Raw genomic sequence first — 16,570 nt, 5'->3', positions numbered from 1 at the left:
CGCTCACCTCATGCCAAACGCACGACCTTCTCGAAGAAGACGCGGGTGAAGCCGTGCTCGGTCCGCCGGCCGACCTCGGCGTACCCCAGGCGCGCGTACAGCCGGATGTTCTCGACCATCACCACGTTCGTGTACAGCTCGACCACCCCGCGGCCGGTCGCCCTCGCGCGCTCCTCCGCGATGGCGATCAGCAGCCGGCCGATCCCCCGCCCCTGCCAGTCGGGATGGACCGCCACGTTCTTCAGGAGCGTGGTCGTCGGCTGGTCCACCACGACGACGAAGCCCGCGCGATCACCCGCGACCTCCGCCACCCAGACCAGGTCCTCGGCGACGGCCGCCGCGTAGTCCGCCACCATCGGGGGCGGTCGCGTCCCGCCCAGGCGCTCCACGTACGGCAGGTACGACGCCGCCGCGATCTCCGCGAGACGTCCGGCGTCGGACGCCCGTGCCCTCCGGGTCGTGACCGTGTCCACGCCCCCATGATCCGCCGACGACGGCGACCCGGCGGGCGTCAGCCCGCCGGGATGTGCCCGAACCGCCCCTTCTGGAAGTCCTCGTAGGCGCCGAGCACCTCGGACTTGGTGTTCATCACGAACGGCCCCGCCCAGGCGATCGGCTCGCGGATCGGCCGCCCGCCCAGCACCACGACGTCCAGCTGCGGGGAGCGCGACTCCTGCGCGCCGTCGGCCGCCAGCGTCAGGAAGTCGCCCGGGCCGAAGACGGCGGTCTGGCCCGACTCGAGCGGGCGGCCCTCGATCCCCACGGTGCCCCGACCGCCGAGGACGTAGGCGAGCGCGTTGAACTCCACCTCCCACGGCAGGTCGATCCGCGCGCCCGGCTCCAGCGAGACGTGGACCAGGCTCATCGGGGTATGCGTGGCGCCCGGGCCGTCGTGGCCGGCCACGCTGCCCGCGATCACCCGGACCAGGGCCCCCGCATCGGCAGACGTCAGCAGCCGGACCTCCCCGGCCCGGATGTCCTGGTAGCGGGGGTCGGTCAGCTTCGACGCGCGCGGCAGGTTCACCCACAGCTGGATCCCGTGGAACAGCCCGCCGGACTGCACCAACCACTCCGGCGGCGCCTCGATGTGCAGCAGCCCCGACCCGGCGGTCATCCACTGGGTGTCGCCGTTGGTGATGGTGCCGCCCCCACCGTGGGAGTCCTGGTGGTCGAAGACGCCGTCGATCATGTAGGTGACCGTCTCGAAGCCGCGGTGCGGGTGCCACGGCGTGCCCTTCGCCTCACCCGGGGCGTACTCCACCTCGCCCATCTGGTCCATCATGATGAACGGGTCCAGGTCGCGCAGGTCGACGCCGGCGAAGGCGCGCCGCACCGGGAAGCCCTCGCCCTCGTACCCCCGCGGGGCCGCGGTGACCGAGCGGACCGGCCGCGGCTGGTCCCCCAGACCGGGCCCCTTGATCCGCGGCAGGACGGTCAGGTCGTCGACGGTGATGGCCGGCATTCCGGCACCTCCTGTGGTCCCGTGTCACATCCGACTGGTTTAGTCATCAACGGCATCAGGTCCCCCACTGTTCCCGTTTCGCACTAGGGTCGGAGCGTGAACCAGGGCGCCTCTCGGGAGAGCTACGACGTCGCGATCGTCGGTGGCGGGCACAACGGCCTGACCGCCGCGGCCTACCTCGCCCGCGCCGGACTCTCCGTCCTGCTGCTGGAGCGCGCCGACCACGTGGGCGGCGCCGCGATCTCGACGCAGGCGTTCCCGGCGTACCCGACGCGGCTCTCGCGCTACTCCTACCTGGTCTCGCTGCTCCCCGACGAGGTGGTCCGCGACCTCGACCTGGACATCGCGCTGGCGCGTCGCCGCACGGCCTCGTACACGCCGTACCGGCACGACGGCATCAGCGGCGGCCTGCTCGTCGAGCGTGACGAGGGCGAGGCGACGCGAGCCTCGTTCCGGGAGCTCACCGGCTCCGACGACGAGTACGACGCCTGGCGGGAGTTCTACGCCGGCGTCGCCGACCTGGCCGCGGCCGTCGCGCCGACCCTGACCTCGACCCTGCCCTCGGAGGCGGACCTGCGCGCCGCCGTCGACCCGCAGGTCTGGACCGACGTCGTGCAGCGCCCGCTGGGCGAGGCGATCGAGCGCCGGTTCCACGACGACGTCGTCCGCGGCGTGGTCGCCACCGACGCGCTGATCGGCACCTTCGCCTCGCTGCACGAGCCGACCCTGATCCAGAACCGCTGCTTCCTCTACCACCTGATCGGCAACGGCACCGGCGAGTGGCGCGTGCCGATCGGCGGCATGGGCGCGGTCACCGGCGCCCTGGAGGCCGCCGCGCGGACCGCCGGGGTCGAGATCCTCACCCGCGCCGGCGTCAGCCGGATCGTCCCCGACGACGGCTCCGCCGAGGGAGCCGAGGTGCGCTGGCACGACGCCGGCGGCGAGCACGGCGTCCGGGCCCGGTTCGTGCTGGCCAACGTCGCGCCGTGGGTGCTGCAGATCCTGCTCGGCGGCGAGGAGGACCCGGACAGCAAGCCGGAGGGCGCCCAGCTCAAGATCAACCTGCTCCTCGCCCGCCTCCCGCGGCTGCGCTCCGGCGCGGACCCCGAGGAGGCGTTCGCGGGGACGCTCCACCTCGCCGAGAACTACGGCCAGCTGGAGGCGGCGTACGCCGCCGCGGCCGCCGGCCAGGTGCCCGACCCGATGCCGGGCGAGGTCTACTGCCACTCGCTGACCGACCCCTCGATCCTCGGCGACGTCCCGCCGGGCACCCACACCCTCACCTACTTCGGCCTGCACACCCCGGCCTCGCTCTTCACCGAGGACCCCGAGGCGACGAAGGCCGAGGCCGTCCGCCAGGCGCTGGCCGCGCTCGACGAACACCTGCTCGACCCGATCGACGAGGTCGTGCTGCGCGACCCCGACGGCAACCCGTGCATCGAGGCGAAGATCCCCCAGGAGATCGAGGCCGACCTGGCGATGCCCGGCGGCCACATCTTCCACGGCGACCTGGACTGGCCGTGGGCGTCGGCGCGCACCCGGCTCGACACCGCCGCGGAGCGCTGGGGCGTCCACACCGACCACCCGCAGGTGCTGCTCTGCGGCTCCGGCGCGCGGCGCGGCGGGGCGGTCTCCGGCCTCGGCGGTCACAACGCGGCCCAGGCGGTCCTGGAGTCGCTCTAGGAGTCCGCTGGCGGACGACGGACGTCACATCGGTGAGGGGTTCGCCGATTTCGCCGCCCGATCCCCCGCTGGTAATGTTTCTTCTCGTGAACGGCACACCGCCGGGAACGACAACAGAACATGCGCCATTAGCTCAATTGGCAGAGCAGCTGACTCTTAATCAGCGGGTTCGGGGTTCGAGTCCCTGATGGCGTACAGATACCGAGGCCCCTCGTTCGCGAGGGGCCTCGGTCGTTCTCCCGCCCGGCACCGCTAGGGTTCCCGCCGTGTCGAACGTCGTCGGGCCGCGGGCCGTCTTCGGGGTCGTCGTGCCCAGCACCAACACCGTCGTCGAGCACGACTACTGGCGGGCCGGGATCGACGGCGTCGCCTACCGCGCGGGCTCGATGCACATCGCCGACCCGACCATGGACGGCGACACCGGGTTCGAGGCGCTGCTGGTGCAGATCCGGGCCTCCATCGACACCGCGGTGCGCGACGTGCTGACCGCCGAGCCCGACCGGATGGTGATGGGCATGTCGGCCGAGACCTTCTGGGGCGGCGTCGAGGGCAACGCCGCGTTCGAGCGCCGCCTGACCGAGCGCACCGGGCTGCCGGTCACCACCGGTGCGAGCGCCTGCCGCGCGGGGCTGGAGGCCCTCGGCGTACGACGGATCTCGGTCTTCTCCCCCTACCAGCCCGTCGCTGACCGGGAGGTCGGCCGGTTCTTCACCGAGGCCGGGTTCGACGTCGCCGCGATCACCGGGCTGCGCTGCGCGACCGCCACCGACATCGCCCGCGTCGACGAGCCGCGGCTGCGCGAGGTCGTCGCCGAGCTGGACGGCCCGGACGTGGAGGCCATCGTGCAGGTCGGCACGAACCTGTCGTTCGTCGGCCCGGCCGAGACCCTGGAGGCCGAGCTGGGCAAGCCGGTCGTCGCGATCAACGCCGCCACGCTGTGGCACGCGCTGCGCGAGCACGGCATCGACGACCGCGTCGAGGGCTCGGGCGTGCTGCTCCGCGAGCACTGACCGCTCGCACCCACCCGGGCTCGACCCCGCGCCCGACCCCGGTCCGCGCTCAGAAGAGGCGCGGCACGAACGTCTGGTCGGCCACCGGCGGACGCACGTACGCGATCTCCTTCATCTGCGGCAGCACCACCTCGTCGGGCACGGCGTCGCCGTACTCGAACTGGCTGAGCAGGTGGCTGATGCAGTTGAGCCGCGAGGCCTTCTTGTCGTCCGACGGGACGACGTACCAGGGCGCCTGCTTGATGTCGGTGTACTGGAACGTGGTGTCCTTCGCCATCGAGTAGCGCACGTACAGCTCGTGCTCGGCGAGGTCCATGTCGGAGAGCTTCCAGCGCTTGATCGGCTCCTCGTTGCGGGCCTCGAACCGCTTGCGCTGCTCGTCGAAGGAGACGGAGAACCAGTACTTGAGGACGACGATGCCGGAGCGCACCAGCATCCGCTCGAACTCCGGGCAGCTGCGCAGGAACTCGGTGTGCTCCTCCTCGGTGCAGTAGCCCATCACCCACTCCACGTTCGAGCGGTTGTACCAGCTGCGGTCGAACAGGACCATCTCGCCCGCGGCGGGCAGGTGCTTGGCGTACCGCTGGAAGTACCACTGCGTCCGCTCGCGCTCGGTCGGCTTCGGCAGCGCGACCACCCGCACGATGCGCGGGCTGGTGCGCTCGGTGATGCGCTTGATGACGCCGCCCTTGCCGGCGGAGCCGCGGCCCTCGAAGATCACCGCGACCTTGAGCCCCTCCGAGGCGATCCAGTGCTGCAGCCGGACGAGCTGCTCCTGCAGGCGGGCGATCTCAGCGTCGTAGACCGACGACCGGAGCCGGCCGCTGCTGTTGTAGTCCGACGGGTCGCGCCCCGTCGCCGGCTCCGGGATCGTGCCGACGTCGTCGGCGTCACCGGGCAAACCGCTCTTCATCGCTGCCTCCAAGTCTGGGGAGCTCTCGCGTAGGGGTGCCCGGCACCGGTGCCGGCGGCGCAGGTGACGCTACCGGAGGACGCGGCGCGCCGCCGCCGTCCTGGGAAGTCGGCCGCCCACGGCCACGGTCACAGGGGCCGCAGCGCGACGCCGACCGGGCCTCCCTCGACGAGCCCCTCCCGCACCCGCACCGCCTTCTTCACCGGCAGCACGAACGTCCTCCGCTCCTGGCTCGGGAAGACCGAGGTGCGCCAGGTGCTGGCGCCGACCGTCACCTCGACCCGGACGCTGCCGAACCCGCCGGCCCTGCCCGCCGACGCCTCGTCGATGGCGTCGGCGACCTCGAACGGGAGCGCGACGAACCACCAGCCGCCCGGCTCGTCGCGGGCCTGCCACCGCCACAGGTCGGCCTCGAACTCGTACGTCGTCGCCGTGCCGTCACCGGTCATGGCGCCACGCTGCCACGGACCGCCGACAGCCGCGGATCACTCCTCCTGCGAGCCCTTGCGCCGCAGCAGCCCGCCGCCGAACAGCGCCCACAGCACCAGCAGCGGCTGGAAGAACAGCCGCACCAGCCGCTTGCGGTCGGTGTCGAGGCCGAAGGCGTCGGTGCCCTCGACGTACTGCGCGATGTTGCCGGGGAAGATCGCGACGAAGAACGCCGCCAGCAGGGCGCCGATCAGCCCGCGGCGCTTCGGCAGCGCCACGAAGGCCGCGCCCAGGCCGATCTCGACCACGCCCGAGGCCACGACCACGACGTCGTCGTCGACCGGGAACCAGTCCGGCACCTGCGCCTGGAACTCCTCCCGGGCGGTGGTCAGGTGGGTGACGCCGGCGAAGGTCATCACCGAGCCGAGCGCGATGCGGGCCAGGTTCTGTGCGAGTGCCATGACCGGCACGCTACGCGCCCGGGATGACGCGCGGATGACGAATCCCTAGGCTCCCGCGCAGGCGCCGTACTCGGGGCGCCGCCGAGGAGGAAGCCATGTCCTGGACCGTGCACGGCGACGGGCGCCACGTCGCCGCGGAGGCCATCGTCCGCCCCACCGAGCGGCTCTCCTGGCCGCGGACCGTCGGCTTCGGCGCCCAGCACGTCGTCGCCATGTTCGGCGCGACGTTCCTGGTGCCCGTGCTGACCGGCTTCCCGCCGTCGACCACGCTCTTCTTCTCCGGCGTCGGCACGATGCTCTTCCTGACGCTCAACCGCAACCGCGTGCCCAGCTACCTGGGCAGCTCCTTCGCGTTCATCGCCCCGATCCTCGCCGCGACCGCCTCCGACGGCATGGGCTCCGCCCTCTTCGGGATCATGGTCACCGGCCTGCTCCTCGCCGCGGTCGGCCTGGTCGTCAACGTCACCGGCTCCGGCTGGATCGACACGCTGATGCCGCCGGTGGTCACCGGCGCGATCGTCGCCCTCATCGGCTTCAACCTCGGCGGCGCCGCGACCACCAACTTCTCGGCGGCGCCCTGGATCGCGACGCTCACCCTCGCCACCATCTGCGTGATCGCCGCCGCCTTCCGCGGCATGCTGGCCCGGCTGTCGATCCTCGTCGGCGTCGTCGTCGGGTACGTCGCCACCGCGCTCGCCGGCGACCTCGACTTCACCGCGGTCCGCGAGGCCGACTGGATCGGCCTGCCCGACTTCGCCCACCCGACCGTCACCTGGTCGGTCGTGCCGATGTTCCTGCCGGTCGTGCTGGTGCTGGTCGCCGAGAACGTCGGCCACGTGCGCAGCGTCGCCCACCTGGTCGACGACCCGACCATCAACGACCGGACGGGCACGGCGCTGTTCGCCGACGGCCTGGCCACGAGCCTGGCGGGCCTGGGCGGCGGATCGGCCACGACGACGTACGGCGAGAACATCGGCGTGATGACCGCGACCCGGGTCTTCTCCACCGCCGCCTACTGGGTGGCCGGCGCCGTCGCGATCCTGCTCAGCCTCTCCCCCAAGTTCGGCGCGCTGCTCAACACCGTGCCGGCCGGCGTGCTGGGCGGCGTGACCGTCGCCCTCTACGGCCTGATCGGGCTGATCGGCGTCCGGATCTGGATCGACAACCGGGTCGACTTCTCCCAGCCGGTCAACCAGTTCCCCGCCGCCGCGGCGCTGATCATCGCGATCGGCGACCTGACGCTGTCGTGGGGCGACATGACGTTCACCGGGATCACGCTGGGCACGATCGCCGCGATCGTGCTCTACCACGGGATGGCGCAGCTGCAGCGCCTGCGCGGCCCCGAGGCGCGGGCGGAGGACGACGCCTTCTGAGGCCGCGCGGGTTCGCCCGTGTCGGGCCCGCCCGGCAGACTCCTCGCATGAGCACCGACCCGGACCGCTGGGCCGCCTACGCCGCCGAGGACCAGGTGGCGGGCTGGCTGGACACCCTGCGCCCGGACCGCCCCGAGATCACCGTCGACGGGCGCACGTTCAAGCCCGAGCCGGAGCCGCGGTTCACCGACCCCGAGGCGGTCGGCCGCTACGTCGACCAGGTCCTCGGCCACCTCGCCGAGCGCGGCAGGCGGTACGGCGGCCGCGAGGCGCTCCCCGTGCGCGTCCGGCCCCGGCGGGGCAGCACCGCGGCGACGTACTCCCTCGACGACGCGACCATCGCCGTGCCGCCGTTCGAGCGCGGCGGCCGGTGGGCGCTGCGCGGGCTGGTGGTGCTCCACGAGATCGCCCACCACCTGCACGGCGAGCCGGGCCACGGCGCCGCGTGGCGGGGCACGTTCGTGCGGCTGCTGGAGGACCTCGGCTCCCCCGTCACCGCCGAGCTGCTCCAGCACGCGTACGCCGAGGAGGGGCTCGGCCAGGTCAGCCACACCGTCGACGACGGCACCCTGGCACGGATCGCCAAGCTGCTGCGGCAGGCCGAGGGCACGCGCAACGAGCACGAGCGCGAGGCCTTCCTGACCAAGGCGCAGGGCCTGGCCACCCGGCACTCGATCGCGCTGGCCCTGGCCCGCGCGCACACCGCGCGCCAGGAGCGGCACGACCAGCCGGTGGCCGAGAACTACCGGATCGGCGAGCCCGGCAAGCGCGGCCTGGCCCGCTACGTGCGGCTGCTGCTCAACGTCGCCCACACCAACGACCTGCGCTGCACGATCAGCCACGACTCGACCGCGGTCACCATGTACGGCTTCGCCGCCGACATCGAGGTGACCAAGGCGCTCTACGAGTCGCTGCTGGTCCAGATGGTCGCCGACTGCGAGCGCTACCTGGCCTCCACCGAGCGGGAGACCGTGCGCACCTGGAACGCCCGCCGGCGCCGCTGGGAGAAGAAGCAGGTCGCCACCATCACCGCGCGGCTGGCCTTCTACGAGGCCTACGCGCTGCGGATCGGCCAGCGGCTCGGCGAGGCCCGGCGGGCCGAGATCGCGGCCGCCACCGGCGAGGGACCGGACGGGCGGCGCGGTGGCCGCGGGATCCGTCCCGAGGACGCCCCGACCTCCTCGGAGACGGCGCTGGCGCTGCGGGAGAAGGAGGTCGCCGTGCACGACTACTTCGCCGAGGCGCTGCGCCGCAACCGCGTCCGCGGCACCTGGAAGGGCGACCGCCGCTCCTCCATGGCCTCCGCGCCGAGCGCGGCCGGCGAGGGGCACCGCGCCGCCGACCGGGCGCGGCTCAGCGACGAGCGGGAGATCGGCGCGGGCTGAGTCCTACTCGGCCGGGTCGAGCGAGTGGTGGACCAGCAGCTCCTCGGCGAGCACGGCGCCGGCGGACTCCAGCTCCGGCGGGGAGACCACGAAGGCCTCCGGCCCCGACGCCAGCATCAGCATCCCGACGCGCCGCTCCAGCGGCGGCAGCAGCTCGACGTCGAGGGCGACCAGCTCCTCGTCGTCCTGCACCACGGTCGACCGCTCGGCGTAGAAGTCGACGGCCCAGCGCGCGTCGTGGGGCACGCAGACCCGCACGGTCTCGGTGGCCCGCTGTGCGGCCAGGCGCTCGTCGAGGTCCGCGGGCGGCTCGAAGCCGCGCTCGAGCACCTCGACCTCCCGGATGTTGGAGAGCAGGTAGGTCCGCAGGCTGCCGTCGTCGCGGACCGGGCCGGCGTCCACCTCCCAGCCGCGGCGGGTCTGGACCAGCCGGTACGGCTCGATCTCGCGCTCGGTGACGCCGTGCTGCCAGGACCGGGAGTAGACGATCCGCGCCGCCCGGCGCCGCTCGTGCGCCTGCTGCAACAGGGGCAGCGGCCGGTTCCAGTGGCGGGCGGCCGGCTCCCCCGCCAGGCCCGCGTCGCCGACCATCGTGTCGGTCAGCACGCCGATCGCGTCGATCAGGTCGATGTTCTCGGGCTCGATGTCGAGCAGCGCGAGGGCGGCGGAGTAGACCAGCGCCAGCTCGGCCGCGTCGACGTACTCCACCCCGAGCTCGCCGTGCTCCTCCACGAACCGGACGACCTCCGCCTCGGTCGGGTCGGCGTCGGCGCCGTCGGGGCCGAGGAACTCCAGCACGTCGGGGCGGGTCAGGCCGAGCAGCCAGTCGGCGGAGACGTCCGCGGAGTAGAAGGCCAGCAGGTCGTCGCGGAGCTCGGCGGCCGGGACGCCGAGGCCGGCGGCGAGGTCGGCCAGCGGCAGGCCGTCGGGGTGCGCGGCGAGCCGCTCGAAGACCTGGGGCAGCCGGGCGATCCGGGCGGCGTACTTGGGGACGGCGGGCATCAGGCACCCTCCTCGTGAGCGCGGTCGAGGCCGGCCGCGACGGCCAGCGCGTCGAGCACCTCGCGGCGGACCTCCTCGGGCCCCTCGATCCGCACCCGGCGGCCCAGCTCGTTGAGCCGGTCGCGCAGCGCCGCGCGGTTGGTGACGCGGTAGGTCATCCGCACCCCCCAGGCGGCCCCGCCGTCGTCCTCGATCTCGATCGGGTCGCCGAGCCAGCGGCGTACGTCGGGCTCGAAGGCCAGCGAGGTGCGCAGCGCGACCTCGACCGGCGGGTCGATCTCCCAGGTCATCGGGTGCAGCCCGGCGTGGCGCACCGACGGCACCGGTCGCGCCGACCCGGCCGGGCCGGCCTCGGGGTCGACCATCCGCGTCACCACGAACGTCTTCACCGGGCCGCCGGCGTCCAGGGCCGCGTCCTCGATGCCGCGCAGGTACCAGGTGCCGTTGCGGGCCTGGACCGACTCGGGGTGGACCACCCGCGGGAGGCCCTTGTAGCCGAACCGGAGGACCGCACGGTCCCGGACGGCGGGTACGACGACCGCGACCGCCGCGTCGAGCTCCTCCGCCGCGGGCGAGACCTGAGCGGCGACCTCCGCGGGCCGGGCGTCGCGGGGTAGCCCGAGCCGGGTGACCAGGTCGTCGCGGTCGGCGAGCAGCACCGCGCGGCGCAGCTGGGTCTGCTGCTCGGGGGTCAGCCGGACGCGGAGCCGGTTGTCGACGGTGGTCATGGCGTAGACGGCGTCCTCACCGGCCTCGGCGAGGTTGTCGATCTGCCAGCCCTGGTTGGTGAGGTGGCGCAGCTCGCGGGCCAGCTGGCTGGCCGCGTCCTTGCCGTCGAACCCCGCGAGTGCCAGGAGGCGATCCCGGTGCACCCCGGCCGGCCCGGCGGCGCGCAGCACCGCCGCGATCCGCACCAGCCGCTCCATCGGCCCCCGCTGGTCCCGTCCCGGACCCTTCGCCACCGTCGTCCTCCGTGCCGCCCGTCGCTGTCAGTGCCGACGCGTCGCTGGTCGCCGAACCTGGTCCCGAGTCAGTCGTCGAACGAACCGTGGCGTCCGGCACCGCCGGCGAACCGCGTCGCGCCCAGGACAGTATCGCTGGCCAAGGCCCGCAGGCCGTGGTTCCACTCCACCCTCAGCGCGTCGCCCAGCGGCAGGTCGTGCTGCTCGTAGGAGGCCATCCGGTCGGCGCGCAGGCAGGTCTGCGGGAAGGCGGCGAGGCTCTCGGCCAGCGCGATCGCCTCCTCGAGGGCCCGCCCGGGCGCGCTGACCCGGTTGGCCAGCCCCATCCGCAGCGCCTCCTCGGCGCCGACCTCGCGGCCGGTCAGGATCAGGTCGAGCGCGTGGGAGTGGCCGATCAGCCGCGGCAGCCGCACGTTGCCGCCGTCGATCAGCGGCACGCCCCAGCGGCGGCAGAAGACGCCGAACGCGGCGTCCGGGTCGGCGACCCGCAGGTCGCACCAGAGCGCCAACTCCAGGCCGCCCGCGACCGCGTAGCCCTCGACGGCGGCGATCGCCGGCTTCGACAGGAGCATCCGGGTCGGGCCCATCGGTCCCGGCCCCTCGCCGGGCGCGCTGACCGTGCGCTCGCCGCGGCTGACCGCCTTCAGGTCCGCGCCCGCGCAGAAGACCCCGCCGGCGCCGTACAGGACCGCGACGGAGGCGTCGTCGTCCGCCTCGAAGGCCTCGAACGCCTCCACCAGCGCCGCGGAGTGCGCGTCGTCGACGGCGTTGCGCACCTCCGGCCGGTCCAGCGTCACCACGGTCACCGGACCGCGCTTCTCCACCTCGACAGCCATGCGACGACCCTACGGGCCTCGACTGCGCGGCGGAGCGAAGCGGAGACGCGCTCGGCCGATTCAGAGGTAGAGGCCGGCGGACTCGTCGGCGAGGCGGTCGGCGGCGACGGCGTGGATGTCGCGCTCGCGCATCACCACGTAGACCTCGCCCTGGACCTCGACCTCGGCCTTGTCCTCCGGGTCGTAGAGGACCCGGTCGCCGGACTCGACGGCGCGGGCGTGCGGCCCGACCGCGACGACGCGGGACCAGGCGAGGCGCTTGCCGCCCATCGCCGCGGTCGCCGGGATCACGATCCCCCCGGACGAGCGCCGCTCACCGGTGTCGGTGTCGAGCTCGCACAGGATGCGGTCGTGCAGCATCTTGATCGGTGTCTTGTCCGACACGGCACTGCTCACGGGTTCGGTCAGCCGGCGATCTTGCGGATGATGACGAGCGCGGCGACGACGCCGCCGACGATGCCGACGGTCTTGAGGATGTTGTCGGTGCGGGGCTCACCGGTCGCCGGGTCGACGTAATAGGCCTTCACCTGGGCGACCTCGCGGCGCGCGATCGTCTTGGGGTGCGAGCGGTAGAGGAGCTGGTCGATGGTGCCGGCGAGACGCTCACGCGTCTCCTCGATCTCGCGCTCGATGTCTGCGGGCTGGTTGCTCACGGGTGCAGGCTATCAACGCGGACCGGCACGAAGCCGAACGGGAGTTCCAATCGGTGGGCGCTCATCAGCTCCGCGTCGGTCAGCACGTCGTACGTCGACCCGTCGGCGACCACGCGGCCCTGGCTGAGCACCACCGACCGCGGGCACAGCTCGAGCGCGTAAGGCAGGTCGTGCGTCACCATCAGCACGGTCACGTCCAGCGACCGCAGGATGTCGGCCAGCTCGCGGCGCGAGGCCGGGTCGAGGTTGGACGACGGCTCGTCGAGGACCAGGATCTCCGGCTCCATCGCCAGCACGGTCGCGACCGCCACCCGCCGGCGCTGGCCGAAGGAGAGGTGGTGCGGCGGCCGGTCGGCGAAGTCGGCCATCCCGACCATGTCGAGGGCGTCCATCACCCGGCGCTCCAGCGCGGCGCCCTTGATCCCGAGGTTCGCCGGGCCGAAGGCGACGTCCGCGCGCACCGAGCCGAGGAAGAGCTGGTCGTCGGGGTCCTGGAAGACGATGCCGACGCGCCGCCGGATCTCCAGCAGGTTCTTCCTGGTCACCGGCAGCCCGCTGACGCTGACCGACCCGGCCCCCTGGCCGGCGTCGGCGGTGAGGATGCCGTTGAGGTGCAGCACCAGGGTGGTCTTGCCGGCTCCGTTCGGCCCGAGCAGCGCGACCCGCTCGCCGGCGTGCACGTGCAGGTCGACGCCGAAGAGCGCCTGGTGGCCGTCGGGGTAGGCGAACGCGAGGCCCCGGACGTCGAGCACCGGGGTCATCGGCCCCTCCCGTCGGACAGCAGCCCCTCCGGGAGGCGGCCGTCGTACCCGCGCGACAGCATCGCCAGGTGGACGCGCTCCCCGCGCTCGTAGGAGCGCACGAAGAGCGCGCCGAGGGTCTTCGCCAGCGCCGGCCAGTGCCGGGGCGAGCGGGGGTCGACGCCGCGCGATCGCATGGCGGTCATCATCCTCCGCAGGTCGGCGGTGACCACGTCGAGGTACCGGATCATGAAGCCCATGATCTGCACGATCAGGTGCGGCATCCGCAGCCGCTGCAGCCCGAGCAGGACCGCGTCGGGCTCCGTGGTCGCGGCGAGCGTCAGCGAGGCGATCACGCCGAGCGTGCCCTTGACCGCGAGCCCCCAGGCCGCGACCAGGCCGGGCTCGGAGACCATGACCGCCTCCCAGCCGAACAGGGGGACCTGCGGCCCCTCCGCCACGAACGGGATGAGCGCGGCGAAGACCAGGAACGGCACCTCGATCACGGCGCGCTTCAGCACGTAGGTGACCGGCACCCGCGCGAGCGCGATGACCGCGAGCAGCACCACCAGGTAGACGCCGAAGACCGGGTACCAGGTGCGCGGCGTCGCCACCACGGTCAGCACGAACGCCAGCAGCACCAGGATCTTCAGGTGCGCCGGCGCCCGGTGGACGGCCGAGTGGCCGTGGAAGTGGAGCCGGTGGCCGTGGCCCGCGCCCATGCCTCAGGCCCGCCCGGCGTCGGCGGGCTCGTCCGCGGACTCCTCGGATGCCTCGGCCCCGCCCTCGGGGCCGCGCCGACGGAGCACCAGGAACAGGCCGGTCCCCAGACCGAGCACCAGGAGTACGCCGACCACGCCGGCGATGCCGCCGCCGAGCCGCTCGTCCTCGACCCCCGCCGTGCCGTAGTCGGCGAACGGGCTGTCGGCGGCCGCGGAGTCCTCGGCCGAGTCCAGGAAGCCGGTCTTCTCCGCGACGAACTCCAGCCCGTCGGGGTGGCTGCTCGCGTAGTAGCTGCCGACCCCGGCGATCAGGAGGGTGACCAGCAGGCCGACGACCAGGAAGCGTCGGTTCCTCATCGGGCGGCCTCCGGGGTGACGAGGAGCGGCTGGGCGGCGCGGACCCCGCGCGCGCCGTGGACGAGGTCGGGGCGGGAGGCGACGACGGCGCCGACGACCAGACCGGTGATCGCGGCCTCGCCGAGGCCGATCACGGTGTGCCAGCCGAGCATCGCGGTGAGCACCGTGCCGGTGTCGATGTCGGCGGTGCCGCCGACCGCGAAGAGGAGGGTGAAGACGGTCGCCGCGGCCGGGACCGAGGCGAAGGCGCCGATCGCCGCGGCCACCGGCACCGAGCCGACGCGCTGGGGCAGGACGAGCATGGCGAGCCGGAAGACGCCGTACCCGACGAAGACGCCGACGAGCGCCATCAGCGTGATGTTGGTGCCGAGCGCGGTGAGCCCGCCGTCGGCCATGAACAGCGCCTGCACGAGCAGCACGACGCTCACGCAGAGCGCCGCGGTCCACGGGCCGACCAGGACCGCCGCGAGCGCGCCGCCGAGCAGGTGCCCGCTGGTGCCCGCGCCGACCGGGAAGTTCATCATCTGGCCCGCGAAGACGAACGCGGCGACCAGGCCGGCCATCGGCGCGGTCCGGTCGTCGAGCTCCGTGCGGGCCTTGCGGAGCGCCACGGCCACGCCGGCCGCCGCCACGGCCCCGGTCGCCACCGACGTGGGTGCGTCGAGGAATGCGTCGGGCACGTGCATGGGGTGCTCCCGGCTGTCGTTGGCTGTCGTCGGCTGTAGTTGGATGGAGGGGCACCGCACCGGCGGCGCCGCATGCGAGCCTATTGCATGCTGTTTGCAATAGCGACAGCGCCGCCGTAACGACGAGACCGCAGGAGATCCCGTGAGCACTCCCACCCGCCTGGCCGCCGGCGACGCCGCCCCCGACTTCACGCTGCCCGACGACCAGGGCAACGAGGTCTCCCTCGCGGACGTCCGCAAGGGCGGCAAGGTGATCGTCTACTTCTACCCCGCGGCGATGACCCCGGGCTGCACGAAGCAGGCCTGCGACTTCACCGACTCCCTCGACGCGCTGCAGGCCGCCGGCTACACGGTGCTCGGCGTCTCCAAGGACACCCCCGCCAAGCTGGCCAAGTTCCGCGAGCGCGACGGCCTCACCTTCCCGCTGCTCTCCGACCCCGACCTCGACGTGCACCGGGCCTTCGGGGCCTTCGGGGAGAAGAAGCTCTACGGAAAGATCGTGGAAGGCGTGATCCGGTCCACCTTCGTGGTCGACACTGACGGGACGATCGCGGTGGCGCAGTACAACGTGAAGGCGACGGGCCACGTGGCCAAGCTGCGCAGGGATCTCGGGCTGACCGCCTGATCGTCCCCGCCAGGCAGCGCGCCGAGGTCGGCCCCGACCGGAGGAGAGCGATGGATCTGCACCAGGCACTCGCCGAGCTCGCCCGCGACCACGGCACGGCGCTGTTCCTCGACGCGTCGGCGTTCCGCGGCGCGCTCGACGACTACCTCGACGAGGGCACCGCGTCCGGCGGGACGATCAACCTGCTCACCGACGCGGTGCGCCTGGGCGCCCTCGACGGCATGCTCGGGATGCTCGACAGCGGCGCGGGCACCACCGAGGCGGTGGAGGCGGCCGGGCTGCGGCTCGCCCGCGACCGCGGCAGCACCGACACGCGCGGGTGCCAGTGGGCGTGCGCGGTGCTGGGCTACGCGCTCGGCCGCGTGCCGATGGAGCTCGTCCGGGGGCTCGACCCGGACGCCGCGACGTCGGCTCCCCAGTGGCCGGCCCCCTCCGGTAAGCCGGCCCCGCCCACCGCGCCGACCACCGCGCCGCCGCCCGCCCAGCCGACGGCGCAGGCGCCGTACCAGTCACCCACGCCCCAGCCCCCCACGCCCCAGTACCCGCCGCCGCAGCAGGGCTACCCGGCCGGGTACCAGCACGCCTACCGGTCGACGGGCTACCCGCCGCCGCCCGCACCGAAGAAGTCCCGCACCGGCCTGCTGGTCGGCCTCGCGGCGCTCGCCGTCGTGCTCGTGATCGGGATCGTCGTCGCGGTGGTGGCCCTCGCCGGCGGCGACGAGCCGACGCCCGGGGCCGACCCGTCCTCGTCGACGTCCAAGGGGTCCGGGAAGACGAAGGAGACCGAGTCCCCCGGCACCGGACCCACCCTCGACGGCACCGGCTACACGGTGGTGCTGCCGTCGGACGAGTGGACCGACGCCACCGACGTGTTCCGCGAGGCCGACCCGTCCTCGACCGGCGCGCTCGACAAGGCCGCGATGTGGGGCGAGTCGATCCAGACCGCGCGGGCGAACGTGATCATCGAGGCGGGCTCGGCCAACGGCAGCTCCGACCCCGAGGACCTCGAGGACGACTGGCGCGGCCTGCTGGTCGGCGGGGACTCCAGCGCCGTGGTCAGCGACCTGCCCGAGCGCCAGATCGACGGCAAGCGGGCCATCGGTGTGCAGATCAGCCGCACGAACGCGGCCGACGTCGAGATCTACCAGGTCGCGTACCTGACCGTCTCCGGCAACAACGCCTACTCCATCGCACTGTCCCGCAAGGCCAGCGACAACGGGGTGGACGCGGCCTTCGAGACCATGCTGGGAGGATGGACCTGGGACGAGTGA

The 16,570-nt window shown here is 73.3% G+C and carries 20 protein-coding genes and 1 tRNA gene; 7 read left to right on the top strand and 14 right to left on the bottom strand.

The genetic code is table 11. The features are described 5' to 3' along the window. Positions 1–8 precede the first annotated feature (8 nt). Together ABLM29_RS09495 and ABLM29_RS09490 are read right to left on the bottom strand one after the other, a co-directional pair. Positions 9–473 carry a GNAT family N-acetyltransferase gene (locus tag ABLM29_RS09495; RefSeq protein WP_349713852.1) on the bottom strand — a complete coding sequence of 155 codons (465 nt, stop codon included), beginning with the start codon at positions 471–473 and terminating at the stop codon, positions 9–11. A gap of 38 nt (positions 474–511) precedes the next feature. Next, a complete protein-coding gene (locus ABLM29_RS09490; RefSeq protein WP_349713851.1) occupies positions 512–1,462 on the bottom strand; it encodes a pirin family protein in 951 nt (316 codons plus the stop codon). 96 nt (positions 1,463–1,558) lie between these two features. Between ABLM29_RS09490 and ABLM29_RS09485 the strand changes: the two genes are divergently transcribed. From ABLM29_RS09485 to ABLM29_RS09475, 3 genes are all read left to right on the top strand, one after another. Next, positions 1,559–3,145, top strand: a complete 1,587-nt coding sequence (locus ABLM29_RS09485) for a phytoene desaturase family protein (protein ID WP_349713850.1) — start codon at positions 1,559–1,561, stop codon at positions 3,143–3,145. 122 nt (positions 3,146–3,267) lie between these two features. Next, positions 3,268–3,340 (top strand) — tRNA-Lys (locus tag ABLM29_RS09480). Between the two features lie 71 nt (positions 3,341–3,411). Further along, the gene (locus ABLM29_RS09475; RefSeq protein WP_349713849.1) at positions 3,412–4,155 is read left to right on the top strand and encodes a maleate cis-trans isomerase family protein; all 744 of its coding nucleotides are present in this window, start codon (positions 3,412–3,414) and stop codon (positions 4,153–4,155) included. Positions 4,156–4,204: 49 nt separating this feature from the next. Here ABLM29_RS09475 and ppk2 read toward each other — a convergent pair whose 3' ends face one another. The 3 genes from ppk2 to ABLM29_RS09460 all read right to left on the bottom strand — a co-directional run bounded on the left by ppk2 (position 4,205) and on the right by ABLM29_RS09460 (position 5,958). Continuing rightward, positions 4,205–5,068, bottom strand: a complete 864-nt coding sequence (gene ppk2, locus ABLM29_RS09470; RefSeq protein ID WP_349713848.1) for a polyphosphate kinase 2 — start codon at positions 5,066–5,068, stop codon at positions 4,205–4,207. Positions 5,069–5,196: 128 nt separating this feature from the next. Then, on the bottom strand, positions 5,197–5,517 hold the full coding sequence (locus ABLM29_RS09465) for a DUF1905 domain-containing protein (RefSeq protein ID WP_349713847.1): 321 nt from the start codon (positions 5,515–5,517) through the stop codon (positions 5,197–5,199). Positions 5,518–5,553: 36 nt separating this feature from the next. Next, on the bottom strand, positions 5,554–5,958 hold the full coding sequence (locus ABLM29_RS09460) for a DoxX family protein (RefSeq protein ID WP_349713846.1): 405 nt from the start codon (positions 5,956–5,958) through the stop codon (positions 5,554–5,556). A 95-nt stretch (positions 5,959–6,053) separates the two neighbouring features. On the opposite strand from ABLM29_RS09460, the gene ABLM29_RS09455 reads away from it, so the two are divergent. Further along, positions 6,054–7,331: a uracil-xanthine permease family protein gene (locus tag ABLM29_RS09455; RefSeq protein WP_349713845.1), complete on the top strand. Its 1,278-nt coding sequence runs from the start codon at positions 6,054–6,056 to the stop codon at positions 7,329–7,331. Between the two features lie 47 nt (positions 7,332–7,378). After that, on the top strand, positions 7,379–8,716 hold the full coding sequence (locus ABLM29_RS09450; RefSeq protein ID WP_349713844.1) for a TIGR04338 family metallohydrolase: 1,338 nt from the start codon (positions 7,379–7,381) through the stop codon (positions 8,714–8,716). 3 nt (positions 8,717–8,719) lie between these two features. On the opposite strand, the gene ABLM29_RS09445 is transcribed toward ABLM29_RS09450, so the two are convergent. The 9 genes from ABLM29_RS09445 to ABLM29_RS09405 form a co-directional block, all read right to left on the bottom strand. After that, positions 8,720–9,718, bottom strand: coding sequence for a helix-turn-helix transcriptional regulator (locus ABLM29_RS09445; RefSeq protein WP_349713843.1), 999 nt, complete (start codon positions 9,716–9,718; stop codon positions 8,720–8,722). After that, positions 9,718–10,680, bottom strand: coding sequence for a WYL domain-containing protein (locus tag ABLM29_RS09440; protein WP_349713842.1), 963 nt, complete (start codon positions 10,678–10,680; stop codon positions 9,718–9,720). The genes ABLM29_RS09445 and ABLM29_RS09440 overlap by 1 nt, the downstream gene beginning before the upstream one ends. 68 nt (positions 10,681–10,748) lie before the next feature. Beyond that, a complete protein-coding gene (locus ABLM29_RS09435; protein WP_349713841.1) occupies positions 10,749–11,516 on the bottom strand; it encodes a crotonase/enoyl-CoA hydratase family protein in 768 nt (255 codons plus the stop codon). A 60-nt stretch (positions 11,517–11,576) separates the two neighbouring features. Further along, a complete protein-coding gene (locus ABLM29_RS09430; protein WP_502889205.1) occupies positions 11,577–11,900 on the bottom strand; it encodes a GroES family chaperonin in 324 nt (107 codons plus the stop codon). Between the two features lie 20 nt (positions 11,901–11,920). Continuing rightward, positions 11,921–12,169, bottom strand: a complete 249-nt coding sequence (locus ABLM29_RS09425; protein WP_349713840.1) for a DUF3618 domain-containing protein — start codon at positions 12,167–12,169, stop codon at positions 11,921–11,923. Next, on the bottom strand, positions 12,166–12,930 hold the full coding sequence (locus tag ABLM29_RS09420; protein WP_349713839.1) for an energy-coupling factor ABC transporter ATP-binding protein: 765 nt from the start codon (positions 12,928–12,930) through the stop codon (positions 12,166–12,168). The genes ABLM29_RS09425 and ABLM29_RS09420 overlap by 4 nt, the downstream gene beginning before the upstream one ends. Continuing rightward, a complete protein-coding gene (gene cbiQ / locus ABLM29_RS09415) occupies positions 12,927–13,631 on the bottom strand; it encodes a cobalt ECF transporter T component CbiQ (RefSeq protein ID WP_349713838.1) in 705 nt (234 codons plus the stop codon). Before cbiQ ends, ABLM29_RS09420 begins: the two co-directional genes overlap by 4 nt. Positions 13,632–13,634: 3 nt before the next feature. Next, positions 13,635–13,988 carry a PDGLE domain-containing protein gene (locus tag ABLM29_RS09410; protein WP_349713837.1) on the bottom strand — a complete coding sequence of 118 codons (354 nt, stop codon included), beginning with the start codon at positions 13,986–13,988 and terminating at the stop codon, positions 13,635–13,637. Continuing rightward, positions 13,985–14,674 carry an energy-coupling factor ABC transporter permease gene (locus ABLM29_RS09405; RefSeq protein WP_349713836.1) on the bottom strand — a complete coding sequence of 230 codons (690 nt, stop codon included), beginning with the start codon at positions 14,672–14,674 and terminating at the stop codon, positions 13,985–13,987. The genes ABLM29_RS09410 and ABLM29_RS09405 overlap by 4 nt, the downstream gene beginning before the upstream one ends. A 142-nt stretch (positions 14,675–14,816) precedes the next feature. On the opposite strand from ABLM29_RS09405, the gene bcp reads away from it, so the two are divergent. Together bcp and ABLM29_RS09395 are read left to right on the top strand one after the other, a co-directional pair. Continuing rightward, complete coding sequence (gene bcp, locus ABLM29_RS09400) at positions 14,817–15,299, top strand: thioredoxin-dependent thiol peroxidase (RefSeq protein ID WP_349713835.1); 483 nt, start codon at positions 14,817–14,819, stop codon at positions 15,297–15,299. Positions 15,300–15,349: 50 nt separating this feature from the next. Then, positions 15,350–16,570, top strand: a complete 1,221-nt coding sequence (locus tag ABLM29_RS09395; RefSeq protein ID WP_349713834.1) for a hypothetical protein — start codon at positions 15,350–15,352, stop codon at positions 16,568–16,570.

Source organism: Nocardioides sp. YIM 152588 (assembly GCF_040191335.1).
Lineage (GTDB): Bacteria > Actinomycetota > Actinomycetes > Propionibacteriales > Nocardioidaceae > Nocardioides.
The sequence above is the reverse complement of the archived record's forward strand: the minus strand, read 5'-3'. Positions and strand labels throughout refer to the sequence as shown.

Bases quoted from the DNA above. Each gene is read 5' to 3' on its own strand.
- ABLM29_RS09435 (WP_349713841.1), bottom strand. From the start codon at position 11,516: ATGGCTGTCGAGGTGGAGAAGCGCGGTCCGGTGACCGTGGTGACGCTG.
- ABLM29_RS09410 (WP_349713837.1), bottom strand. From the start codon at position 13,988: ATGAGGAACCGACGCTTCCTGGTCGTCGGCCTGCTGGTCACCCTCCTG.
- ABLM29_RS09455 (WP_349713845.1), top strand. From the start codon at position 6,054: ATGTCCTGGACCGTGCACGGCGACGGGCGCCACGTCGCCGCGGAGGCC.
- ABLM29_RS09395 (WP_349713834.1), top strand. From the start codon at position 15,350: ATGGATCTGCACCAGGCACTCGCCGAGCTCGCCCGCGACCACGGCACG.
- ABLM29_RS09420 (WP_349713839.1), bottom strand. From the start codon at position 12,930: ATGACCCCGGTGCTCGACGTCCGGGGCCTCGCGTTCGCCTACCCCGAC.
- ABLM29_RS09490 (WP_349713851.1), bottom strand. From the start codon at position 1,462: ATGCCGGCCATCACCGTCGACGACCTGACCGTCCTGCCGCGGATCAAG.
- ABLM29_RS09465 (WP_349713847.1), bottom strand. From the start codon at position 5,517: ATGACCGGTGACGGCACGGCGACGACGTACGAGTTCGAGGCCGACCTG.
- ABLM29_RS09405 (WP_349713836.1), bottom strand. From the start codon at position 14,674: ATGCACGTGCCCGACGCATTCCTCGACGCACCCACGTCGGTGGCGACC.
- ABLM29_RS09450 (WP_349713844.1), top strand. From the start codon at position 7,379: ATGAGCACCGACCCGGACCGCTGGGCCGCCTACGCCGCCGAGGACCAG.
- ABLM29_RS09445 (WP_349713843.1), bottom strand. From the start codon at position 9,718: ATGCCCGCCGTCCCCAAGTACGCCGCCCGGATCGCCCGGCTGCCCCAG.
- cbiQ (WP_349713838.1), bottom strand. From the start codon at position 13,631: ATGGGCGCGGGCCACGGCCACCGGCTCCACTTCCACGGCCACTCGGCC.
- ABLM29_RS09460 (WP_349713846.1), bottom strand. From the start codon at position 5,958: ATGGCACTCGCACAGAACCTGGCCCGCATCGCGCTCGGCTCGGTGATG.
- ppk2 (WP_349713848.1), bottom strand. From the start codon at position 5,068: ATGAAGAGCGGTTTGCCCGGTGACGCCGACGACGTCGGCACGATCCCG.